Annotated in this window: 12 protein-coding genes; 3 read left to right on the top strand and 9 right to left on the bottom strand. The window is 35.1% G+C overall.

Features of this window, described 5'->3' with window-relative positions:
- Positions 1-100: 100 nt before the first annotated feature.
- On the bottom strand, positions 101-400 hold the full coding sequence (locus ACZZ9T_RS11800; protein WP_463442250.1) for a DoxX family protein: 300 nt from the start codon (positions 398-400) through the stop codon (positions 101-103).
- A 67-nt stretch (positions 401-467) separates the two neighbouring features.
- Positions 468-1,343 (bottom strand): GTPase Era, encoded by an 876-nt coding sequence (era, locus tag ACZZ9T_RS11795; RefSeq protein ID WP_463432363.1) that lies wholly within the window; start codon positions 1,341-1,343, stop codon positions 468-470.
- Between the two features lie 126 nt (positions 1,344-1,469).
- On the opposite strand from era, the gene ACZZ9T_RS11790 reads away from it, so the two are divergent.
- Both ACZZ9T_RS11790 and ACZZ9T_RS11785 read left to right on the top strand, forming a co-directional pair.
- Complete coding sequence (locus ACZZ9T_RS11790; RefSeq protein ID WP_463442249.1) at positions 1,470-1,796, top strand: DMT family transporter; 327 nt, start codon at positions 1,470-1,472, stop codon at positions 1,794-1,796.
- 89 nt (positions 1,797-1,885) lie between these two features.
- On the top strand, positions 1,886-2,605 hold the full coding sequence (locus ACZZ9T_RS11785; RefSeq protein ID WP_463442248.1) for a T9SS type A sorting domain-containing protein: 720 nt from the start codon (positions 1,886-1,888) through the stop codon (positions 2,603-2,605).
- Between the two features lie 49 nt (positions 2,606-2,654).
- On the opposite strand, the gene ACZZ9T_RS11780 is transcribed toward ACZZ9T_RS11785, so the two are convergent.
- From ACZZ9T_RS11780 to gpmI, 5 genes are all read right to left on the bottom strand, one after another.
- The gene (locus tag ACZZ9T_RS11780; protein WP_463442247.1) at positions 2,655-3,422 is read right to left on the bottom strand and encodes a class I SAM-dependent methyltransferase; all 768 of its coding nucleotides are present in this window, start codon (positions 3,420-3,422) and stop codon (positions 2,655-2,657) included.
- Positions 3,423-3,569: 147 nt separating this feature from the next.
- Positions 3,570-4,379, bottom strand: a complete 810-nt coding sequence (gene map, locus ACZZ9T_RS11775) for a type I methionyl aminopeptidase (protein ID WP_463442246.1) — start codon at positions 4,377-4,379, stop codon at positions 3,570-3,572.
- A 162-nt stretch (positions 4,380-4,541) separates the two neighbouring features.
- Positions 4,542-4,973: a BT0820 family HAD-type phosphatase gene (locus ACZZ9T_RS11770; protein ID WP_463432353.1), complete on the bottom strand. Its 432-nt coding sequence runs from the start codon at positions 4,971-4,973 to the stop codon at positions 4,542-4,544.
- Between the two features lie 96 nt (positions 4,974-5,069).
- Positions 5,070-6,050 (bottom strand): acyl-ACP desaturase, encoded by a 981-nt coding sequence (locus tag ACZZ9T_RS11765; protein ID WP_463432351.1) that lies wholly within the window; start codon positions 6,048-6,050, stop codon positions 5,070-5,072.
- Between the two features lie 141 nt (positions 6,051-6,191).
- Positions 6,192-7,733: a 2,3-bisphosphoglycerate-independent phosphoglycerate mutase gene (gene gpmI / locus ACZZ9T_RS11760; protein WP_463442245.1), complete on the bottom strand. Its 1,542-nt coding sequence runs from the start codon at positions 7,731-7,733 to the stop codon at positions 6,192-6,194.
- Between the two features lie 122 nt (positions 7,734-7,855).
- Here gpmI and ACZZ9T_RS11755 point away from each other — a divergent pair, with 122 nt between their 5' ends.
- Complete coding sequence (locus ACZZ9T_RS11755) at positions 7,856-8,179, top strand: translation initiation factor (protein WP_463432347.1); 324 nt, start codon at positions 7,856-7,858, stop codon at positions 8,177-8,179.
- Between the two features lie 2 nt (positions 8,180-8,181).
- Here the strand turns inward: ACZZ9T_RS11755 and ACZZ9T_RS11750 are convergent, their stop codons facing one another.
- Both ACZZ9T_RS11750 and ACZZ9T_RS11745 read right to left on the bottom strand, forming a co-directional pair.
- A complete protein-coding gene (locus tag ACZZ9T_RS11750) occupies positions 8,182-9,081 on the bottom strand; it encodes a leucine-rich repeat domain-containing protein (protein ID WP_463442244.1) in 900 nt (299 codons plus the stop codon).
- A 99-nt stretch (positions 9,082-9,180) separates the two neighbouring features.
- Positions 9,181-11,331, bottom strand: coding sequence for an alkaline phosphatase PhoX (locus ACZZ9T_RS11745; protein WP_463442243.1), 2,151 nt, complete (start codon positions 11,329-11,331; stop codon positions 9,181-9,183).
- Positions 11,332-11,353 lie beyond the last annotated feature (22 nt).

The following is an 11,353-nucleotide window of genomic DNA, read 5'->3' as shown; positions in this document are numbered from 1 at the left end:
CTATCATATGATCTATGGAGAACTTTCCTGCCCCGAATGTGATGATAAGTGCATACACTGAAAGATACAATAAACTCATTTCTCTTTTATCAAAAGGGTCTTAACCATTAACTACGAATGCTGCAATTCCCATCGTGAACAGTAAAAATCCGCCTGCAATTCTGGTGAAAAGACCTAAGATAATGAAAATTGAACAGACAAACTCTGCAAATACAGTCAGTATTAGCGAAATCTTTGGCCCCAATCCTATGAAATCATAGAACTGAATTTCGCCTCCATTCAATAATTGCTGAAGTTTCGGAAAACCGTGAGAAAGCATGGCAAAACCTACAAATAATCTCACAATACACAAAACGATGTCTATAATGATGGGATTAGTTTTTGAATTTAAGTAGCCCATTAAATTAAAAATTTAGTTTAAAGATAATAAAATCTTTTGATACAACGATGTATATTGACTTTTTAGTCTATCTGTACCCAAAATTCTTCAGATCTCTGTCGTTCTTTCTCCAGTCTTTTTTCACTTTTACAAACAGATTTAAATGTATTTTTTTAGAAAAAAACTTCTCCAGATCTATTCTTGCTTCTGTTCCTACTTTTTTGATAGCTTCTCCTTTATGTCCGATAATGATTCCTTTTTGGGTATCTCTTTCCACATAAATGATTGAATCAATAAAGATAATTCCTTCGTTTTCTTTGAACATTTCAGTCACAACTTCTACAGAATAGGGAATTTCTTTGTCATAATTCAAAAGAATTTTCTCACGAATCGCTTCGTTTACAAAAAATCTTTCCGGCTTATCGGTGTACATATCTTTATCGTAGTACGCCGGACTTTCCGGTAACATAGATTTTAATTTTGGTAAAATAATATCTGTGTTGAAAGCCTTTAATGCAGAAATAGGAAGAATCTCGGCTTTAGGAATTCTTTCGTGCCATTCAGTAGCTATTTTTTCAAGACCTTCCTGATTAGTCTGATCAATTTTATTTAATAATAATAAAACCGGAACCGGGATTTTGTTTAATTTTTCAATTAAAAATTCTGATTGTTCAGATTTATCCGTAACATCTACAATGAAAAGAAAAACGTCTGCATCCTGTAAAGAATCTTTCACAAAATCCATCATTTTTTCCTGTAAACCGTATTTTGGATCTAAAACTCCCGGAGTATCAGAAAATACGATCTGTAAATCTTCTTCATTATAAATTCCAAAAATTCTATGTCTGGTTGTCTGTGCCTTTTGGGTAACAATTGCCAGTTTCTCACCCATTAATTCATTCAAAAGGGTTGATTTTCCGGCGTTTGGCTTTCCAACAATATTTACAAATCCTGCTTTATGCATATAAAAAAATTAAGTCGCTTTTATTACGATTTGCAAAGTTAGTAAAACAAAAATTGACTTTCTTCAATATTACATTTAAAAGACATAATTTTACCGTTTAGGATAAATTTTAAAGATTATTTGGTTATGAATTGGATTATTTTAATTATTGCAGGACTGTTTGAAGTGGGCTTCGCTTCTTGTTTAGGAAAAGTAAAAGAAACCTCAGGAACGACAATGCATCTTTGGTTTGGAGGATTTTTAGTTTGTCTTACTATCAGTATGCTTTTATTAATTAAAGCAACACAAACACTTCCTATAGGAACAGCTTATGCCGTCTGGACGGGAATTGGTGCTGTAGGAACCGTTCTAATGGGTATTCTTGTTTTTAAAGACCCTGTAAGTTTCTGGCGAATGTTCTTTATCTGTACATTGATTGGTTCTGTTATCGGTCTGAAAGCTGTTTCTCATTAATTTTTAAAATAAAAAACGTATCAATTAAATTTAACACATATCACCATATGTAGATTCTTTTTATTTAATATCTTTAAATAAAATTTTCCATGAAAAAATCTCTATTCATTTTAACCTTTTTGAGTCATCTTGCTTTTGCACAAAGTGCTGAACTTTTTAACAACAGCTGGTACATTTCGCAAATAATCACTAATGGTCAAAGCGTAACCACTCCTGCAATGAATTTTAGTACTCCGGCTTCAACCTTTTTGCAAAATGGCTCCGAATACATTTTTACTTCCAAATATTTTAATACGGCAACATCGAATATTACTTTTTCGCCAACACTCAGCAATTTCACAAAAAATGCCGGAGGATGTACATTGGCTGATTATTGGGGAACAAATATGACTGCTGTACAAGGTTTTGACCAAAAGAACTGCGACTTTTATATTGGGAATCCGTCTGTACCTGTTCCGGCAGGAACATTATACAATTATCAAATTATAAACAACGGAACATCTAAAACATTGATTATTACAAACCCGACAACGGGAACGCAAATATTTTACAACAATTCGATACTTGGTACAAAAGAAGATGTGCTGAAAAAGAATTTCAAAATATTCCCAAATCCTTCAAAAGATTTTTTGACTGTTGAAAATATTGAAAGAAATTTGAATCTCAAGATCTATGAAACTTCAGGAAAACTGGTTTATGAAACTCTGACTTCGGGAAAATCAATCAAGATCGATGTAAGTCATTTTCAGAAAGGCCAGTATATTCTGATGATTGAAAATTTAAAACCTGAGTTTTTTATAAAAGATTAATTTACAATTTTGCTCAAACAAAAACGTCTTCAAAATTGAAGACGTTTTTTTATTTTTTATAAACAACAGGTAAAATTTCGTTGTGATTGAGTCCGTATTTTAAAATTTCAGCGTCGCTGAACTGTTTTGAGTAGAAATTAGGTTCGGTTTCGAAACCCGCTTTTCTCAGACGGTCAAAATAATCCATTCCGTACCAGCGAACGTGATCGTACTGGCCGAAATGTTTCTGACGTTCTTTCGGATCTTTTATGGTAAAATCTTCATAGGTTTTCTCCAAAGAATTTTTCATCGGCACCTGAATAATTCCCCATCCTCCTGGTTTCAAAACACGATACAACTCGCTCATTGCTTTTGCATCATCTTCAATATGTTCTAACACATGATTACAGAAAACCACATCAAAACTTTCGTTCTCAAAAGGCAAATCTAAAATATCAGCTTTCACATCTACAATCGGCGAATACAAATCTGCCGAAATGTAATTGAGATTGCTCATTCTTTTAAACTTTCTAAGAAATTCCTGTTCAGGAGCAATGTGCAGAACTTTAGCATTTTTAATGAAAAAATCGGTTTCGTTCTGAAGATACAACCACATTTGGCGGTGTCTCTCTAAGCTTAAAGTTCCCGGTGATAAAGCGTTTTCCCTTTGTTTTCCGTAACCGTACGGTAGAAATTTTCGGTAAGACCTTCCATCAATCGGGTCGAAAAACTGATCTCCTTTAAAAAACTGGTAAATTAAAGGACGCGCCCAAACACTCATCTGAATGAGCATCGGACGAGGAATTTTATTTAGTAAAAGCTTAGTAATTTTTTTCACTTTTTATTTTATAAAAAGCTGCGAAGCAGCGATATGTTGGTAATTATTGATGATGTTCTGTCCAACATATCAGCGCTTTGCGCCTTATTATTTTGTTAATTGCAATATTTTTTATCTACACTTTATGGCTTCATCCTTTCAAAGCATCTAAAAATCAAATTGAAATGGCTTTTCATCATCACTTTCAATGCCTAAAGCTTCGTTAACATACTTGAATGTAGAAAGTAAAAGAGGTTTACCGTTTACAACCGCAACATCATGTTCAAAATGTGCCGAAGTAAGATTATCTAAGGTAGTTACCGTCCAACCATCATTGTGAAATTTCACTTTTTCAGTTCCCATATTGACCATTGGCTCGATGGCAATCGTTAGACCATCTTTAATGATTTTACCACTGCCCTGTCTTCCGTAGTTGGGAACGTTGGGTTCTTCGTGCATTTTTCTTCCTAAACCATGACCTACCAATTCTCTTACTACGCCATAACCTTGCTTCTCACAATGTGACTGGATAGCATGAGAAATATCTCCGATTCTTTTTCCTCTCACACATTGTTCAATGCCTTTGTACAAAGATTCTTTAGTAACCTTGAGTAGTTTTTTGATCTGAGGTTTTACTTCACCAATCTCAAAAGTATAAGCGTGATCGCCTACGAAACCATTCAAAATAGCTCCGCAATCAACAGAAAGCACATCACCTTCTTTAATTTCTTCTTTATTCGGGAAACCATGCACAACTTGCTCATTGGGTGAAATACATAATGAATACGGAAAACCTCCGTATCCTAAAAATGCCGGTTCTGCGCCATGATCTTTGATAAAATCGTGAGCTAATTTATCTAAATATAAAGTAGTAATCCCAGGTTTGATTTCTTTCGCCAACATTCCTAATGTTCTGGAAACCAGCTGAGCACTTTCTCTCATAAGACGAATTTCGTCTATTGTTTTTAATTGAATCATTGTTTTGTTTAGATATTAGAACTTAGATGTTAAAATTAAATTAAAAAGTTTCTTGCTTTTTTTTCATAACATCTAATATTTTCTGATTAAAATTTTAAAATTAAAAGCTGACTTAAAAAATTAACTTCTAATGTCTTACATCTAACTTCTAATTTTTTTAATCTACCAGAATAAACCTTTTTTCTTTTCTTTTTTTAGTTTTGAATAGGCTAAAACTTCTTTGCCTTCAACACGGAACTCAATTCTATCGTTAATAATATTATAGATTTCTCCCCATCCCGGAAAACCACCCAAATTTCTGTCATCAATAAACCAATCTGCATCAAGTTTTCTGGATTGAGTTTCGCTGTCAAAAACTTCTCCCTCAAAACTAGAATTAATTGCATAAAACTCAATTCCGTTTTTTTTACAGAATTCTACCGCTTCATCAAGGGTTTTGCCGTGTCTGTATGTCCAGAGTATCAATCTGTAACCTTGAGCCTGCAATTTTTTTAAAGTTTCAAATGCGAAAATTTTTGTCTTTCCTATTCCGGGATATGCATCGTCAACGATTGTTCCGTCAAAATCTACTGCAATTTTTTTATTACTAATCATTTTGTTCTTTTTAGCCTGGCAAAGATAATAAATAAAAAAAGAGTGTCGAAAAAACATCCGACACTCTGAATTATAATTTACTATTAAATTGAAATTTTATTGCTTTACCCAGCTAAACTCAAATTGTAAATCCGGAGTAGAAACTCTGTCTGTGATTTTTTGTAATCTTGAAGGAAGTTTCATTAAATATTCCTGAGCCTTTTCTGCTTTTTCTGTAAGACCTGTTACGTGTTCGATTTTCCATTCATCTAACAAATCTTTCATGATATTGATATAATCCTGACCTGTATAAACCATACATCTTTGCGCTGCATCTGAAAAATGTCCCCAAAGCTCACCCGCTTTTTGACCAGACTGTCTCATCATGTGTGCAGGCATCACAATTTTTTTACGCATCATATCCTCAAATGCCAAGATCATTTCTGAAGGATCGAGTTCTAGAATCTTTGCTACAAAGTGCTTATATGCTTTGGCGTGTCTTGCTTCATCTGCTGCAATTACTGCACACATTTTAGCCAGTTTTGTATTGCCCGATTGTTTTGCTAAAGTACCTACTCTTCTGTGAGAAATATTGGTCGCCGTTTCCTGAAAGCTTGTATAGACGAAGTTTCTGTAAGGATCCATACTTGTACCGATATCAAAACCATCACTGATTAAGTATTGTGTAGTGATCTCAACTTGTCTCATGTTCACTCTTCCACAGAGATAAAGATATTTGTTCAGTAAATCTCCGTGTCTGTTTTCTTCACCCGTCCAAGATCTGATCCAGTTTGCCCAGCCAACTCTATTGTCTTCCTGATTGATGCCATCAACACCCATTAACCAAGATTCATAAGATGGTAAAGCTTCCTCAGTGATACAATCACCAATCAATGTTACGAACAAATCGTAGGGCATTTCTCTGGCGAATGTCTGAATTTCATCCAGATCGTATTTGAAATCATCACTAGAAGGATCCGGAAGAAAATCTGACGGCTGCCAGATTTTTTCAATTGGAGTTAAAAATCTTTCAAGAAAAGAACCTACTTCCTTTTCCAAAATACCCATTACCTCTTTCCTTACGAGCTTGTTGTACATTTTGATACGTTTATGAATTGCAAATATATTAATATTTTACTATTTGTAGCATATCGTTCTATGCTTGTCATAATAGGTGTGACATAAATCATACCGTTATTTGAATAAAACAATAGTATTTGTATAATAATATTTTAATTATTAGCTGGTTAGGATTTCGCCTGTCATGATTGCAGGAATTTCAACACCCATTACCGAAAGAATTGTAGGAGCCATATCGCCTAGTTTTCCGGGTTTTAAATTCCACTGGCGGTCTTTATCCATCACAATTAACGGAACTAAATTGGTTGAATGCTGTGTATTTGGTGATCCGTCTGCATTGATCATCACATCAGAATTTCCGTGGTCGGCTAGAATAAATACAGCATAACCGTGCTCATACGCCGTGGTTGCAACTTTTTCGATGCACTGATCTACCGTTTCAGCTGCTTTCACAGCTGCTTCAAAAACTCCTGTATGACCCACCATATCCGTATTGGCAAAATTCAAACAGATAAAATCAGCCGTTTCGTTTTGTAATTCAGGAAGAATGGCATTCGTGATTTCGTAAGCAGACATTTCAGGTTTTAAATCGTAGGTCGGAACGTCTTTCGGACTAGGACACAACAATCTTCTTTCACCCTCAAACTGTTCTTCACGACCGCCAGAAAAGAAAAAAGTAACGTGCGGATATTTTTCTGTTTCAGCAATTCTGATTTGGCTTTTTCCATTTCTTTCAAGAATTTCGCCCATCGTCTCTCTTAATACATCTTCATCAAAAACCACTTTTACATTCTCGTACGTTTTGTCATAATTGGTCAAAGTAACATAATGAAGATTTAGTTTTCGCATGAAATATTCGGGCATATCATGCTGACAAAGAACCTCAGTAATTTCTCTGCCTCTGTCTGTTCGGAAATTGAAGCAAATCACCACATCATTATCCACAATTTTTCCTACCGGAACTTCGTTTCCAATCTGTGTATCTTTTACTAAAATAATGGGTTTGATAAACTCATCGGTAACTCCTTCATTGTAAGAATTCTGAATCACAGATGCTGCATCCATAGTTCTTTGTCCGATTCCGCTCACCATTGCGTCATACGCCAGTTTTACACGTTCCCAACGTCTGTCTCTGTCCATTGCAAAATATCTTCCGATTACCGTTGCCAATGCTCCGGTGGTTGTTCTCATGTGATCCTGAAGTTCCTCAACAAAACCTAATCCGGAATGAGGATCGCAATCTCTACCATCTGTAAATGCATGAACGTAGACGTTTTCGTGCAAACCAAATTCACTTGCAGCAGTTAATAATCCTTTTAAATGATTGATATGTGAATGTACTCCGCCATTGGAAACCAATCCGATGAAATGAACATTTTTATTCTCTGTTTTAGCATAAGCGAAAGCTTCCTGAATGACTTCTTCATGACCCAAAGTTCCATTCTCAACAGCCATATTGAGTTTTACCAGATTTTGATAAACTACTCTTCCGGCACCCAAATTCATGTGTCCTACTTCCGAGTTTCCCATTTGTCCTAACGGAAGACCTACCGCAAGACCGCTTGCTTCTAATGTTGTGTGTGGATATTTTTGATAACAGCTATCTATAAATGGTGTGTTTGCCTGAGCTAATGCAGAAACTTCAGGGTTTTGACCTAAACCCCATCCGTCAAGTATTGCCAGTATTGCTTTTTTTGACATTCTAAATTTATTTTTTACAAACAAATTTATTGATTTAGAAATGAATTGAAGAATTTGAAAGACTTAAATTTTAATTAAAAAACTTCTTCTTTGTCAAACAAATATTTTATTAATTTTGCGGTATGGATTTACGTGACCAACTTAAAAACCTTTTTCCTGAACACGAAGAGCAGGATTTTCAGATGCCCCAAGAAGAATTTAAACAGAATGAACCGCTGGTTTGTAAGTTTGAAAAGAAAGGAAGAAACGGAAAGCCTGTAACGATTGTAGAAGGTTGGGAAGGCAGTGAGGATGATTTAAAGAAAATTTCAAAGAAAATAAAAACCACATTGGGAATCGGTGGTTCTGAAAAAGACGGAACCATTATCATTCAAGGGGATAACCGGGATAAAATAATGGATATTTTAAAGAATATGGGGTTTAAAACAAAAAGAGTCGGCGGATAATCCTAAAAATAGATCTGCGTTTGAGGCATTAATTTTTTCAACTTTTCTACAGTTGATTTTTCGATAGGATTTCCTTTAAGAATTAATGTTCTAAGATTTTTCAGTTCCTGAAATTCTTTTGGAAGATGTGTGAGTTGATTATTTGCCAGATTCATGCTGACAACATCCTTTAAACCTTTTACTTTTGGCGAAATTTCTTTCAGATGATTATCGCTCGCATTCAAAAATTCCAGATTTTCAGATTTGAATAAATCATCAGGAAGTCTTACCAGCATATTTTGTTGAAGTTCTACATATTTTAATTTCTTAGGAAACTTCACTTTCGTAAGATCATTGATTTGGTTTGATGCAAGATTTAAATAGCTTAAGTTTTTAATCTTATTTAAATCCTGAGCAACAAAACTGATTTGATTGCTACTGAGATTTATCTCTTCCAAAGTTGGAATTTCTATTAAAGCTTCAGGGAAAACATTCAGATTATTGGCATCAAAATGAACTGTTTTTAGTTTCTGAAGTTTTGTGAGATTATGATTTATGGTTGTTAAACTGTTCAAATTCATTGAAAAAACCTTCAAGTTTTTCAGTTCACCAATATCGTTTGGGATAAATTTTATACTGTTAGAATTCATATTTAGAATTTCTAAATCTTTTAGTTCAAAAATTCCGGCTTCCATTTTTTCTAAATTGTTCGCCATGAGATTTAGAAAAAAAAGAGACTTCATCTTTGTAAGATCAGAAGGTATATTAAATAGTGCCTTTTCTCTGAAACTCATGCTGTAAACCGGTTTATCACTTTTCAAAGCATCTTCCATATTGGTAAATGTAGGATACTTTATGGGGTCGATTTGTGCTTTTATTGTACCAACAGATAAGAAAGTGAAGATTAAAATCAGTTTTTCCATTTAACAAAAATCTATTATAAAATTTATTTTAGGTGAGTTTACAAAAACAAAAAGCCACCGGCAAAGAAACTGCCGGCAGCTGAGAAAGAAAATCAGTAATTATTTTTTAAGAATTTTCATGGTTTTTTGGAATCCTTCAGCCTCAATGTTTAACATTAAAACTCTTGAAACCTGAAGTTGATTTGTAAAATCTAATTCTAAAGATGTATTGCTGCCAGTAAATTTCTTGCTGTAAACAATTTTACCATCCATAGTGTATGCTGTAATTTCAAGATTTTTCAAAGCTTTTGGCGAGTTGATTTTCACTATTCCTGATGTAGGATTAGGAGAAACGGTAACTTCAGTTTCTTTAATTATTTCTGTTGTACCTAAAACTGCTGAAGAGCCTAAAAACTGTTGTAAGGCAACCACCATTGTAGCAGATTTTCCTTTATAATCAATCACGTTTCCGGTAGCATCAATATCTGTATCGATTGTAGAATTTGGATGTTGAATAGAGAAGAAACCGAATTTATGATCTGGTGTAAATGTAAGACCAGTTGGCTCAGAACCTGCAGGCATAGATGCGAATAATCTTACTTTAGGATTTGCAGCAGTATGATCCGGAGCAATTACCCAGATATAGTTTTTACCACCATCCTGAAGTACCCAAAGATTTCCCAGCTCATCAAAAGTTAAGTTATCATTTCCGTCACCCCAGAATTCAGTTTTCATACCTTGAGCTGTATTGAAAGAATATTGTGTCGTATCTCCACCTACGAAAACTTCTACCTGAGAAGCGGTCGTCCCATTATCCAGTAAACGGTAAACTTTGTTTAGACCTTTAGCTGCAAAATAAACTTTTCCATCTAGTGGGCTGATTTCAATATCTTCAACACCGTTGAATGCAGTACCGCCTAAAGATAATGCAAGTGCTTGTGTATTGTTTTGGTCAGCTTTTAATTTATTCGGAACCTGAACCCAGTTTGCCGTAGTTCCTGTAGGATTACCACCAGAAAGAGGTTGATTCAGCTGTAAAACATACAAGTTTCCTGATGTCAAATTGTTTGGAGTGTCCATCACATATTTGTACACTAAGTTTGTACCTCCATCTTCACCGAAGTAAGCTATCGTTCCTGCATTGTTGACCACCACATTTTCATGGTTCATCTTACCCATTTGCCAAAGCTTATCCTGAGTTCCTAATGGATTGTGAGACATTACCTGTGCAGTAGCAGGATTAATTTCTACCAACCATCCGTAGTCATGGTTTCCATCCGCATTAGTGTCGTTTCCTGTTACAGATTCTTCCGCAGTAACAACTGTTCCCCAAGGTGTAACTCCACCAGAACAGTTTCTGATAGTCTGAACCAAACTTGTTGCAGAGAAACTTACTCCTCTAGATTTGGTTAACGCCCAAAGTTTAGTAGTTGCATTGTAATTGATCTCTGCCATCGTCACTCCACCAGGACTGGTTTCATGATTTACAGAAAGATATCCGTTTGTACTGCTTGCAGTTTTTGGTACGTAACCTGTAAAATCATTTTGACCTCCTACAAGACCGCCACCTTCTGTGTAAGCATCACCTTCTTTTAAGATTAATTGAAATCTGTGTTCAGAAGGAATAATTAATTTTGAAGTCTGTGAAGTAGGTACGATTGACGTAAAACAGCTGATGTGTGTGCCTGTACAAGTGGTAGTTATCGGAGGCGTTACAACGGGTGTAGTTTTAAGATACGCATCAATTGTTAAATCTGAGCTCGTTGCACTTCTATTGTGCAACTGGATTGAAATTCTGTTATTACCCTGTACAAATTTGTTTTTAAGAATTGAAAAAACATTGAAAGTTGTCTCAGCAGAACCATCAACTATAGTGCTGGAAAAATCACCGTGAGAAACCACACCTGCAGGCATATTGTCTCTTATCACTTCTACCCCGTTCAGATAAACGATAATACCGTCATCTCTTCTTACACCAAATTCCATTGTATCGGTAAGATCAGCTAAGTTTACCGTAAAATCTTTTGTAAGATAAGCAGTATCTATTCCTGTAACGAAAGATGTTGTTACAGGATCACCATAACCCAAAGGTCCATTTCCGGACGGCCATGCCGATGTATCGTAGTTGGCATCTTTCCATGTGCTGACAAGAGCTACGTCGTTGTCATTGTATTTCCAAGACGAACCTTGACCAAAAATCGTTGTTTGTGCTTGAAATGCAGTGCTCATCATGAATGCGAGAGCTGCAATTGAGAATAGTTTTGTTTTCACTTTTAATACTTTTATTTTTACA

This window comes from Chryseobacterium sp. AC417 (assembly GCF_979258215.1).
The sequence above is the reverse complement of the archived record's forward strand: the minus strand, read 5'-3'. Positions and strand labels throughout refer to the sequence as shown.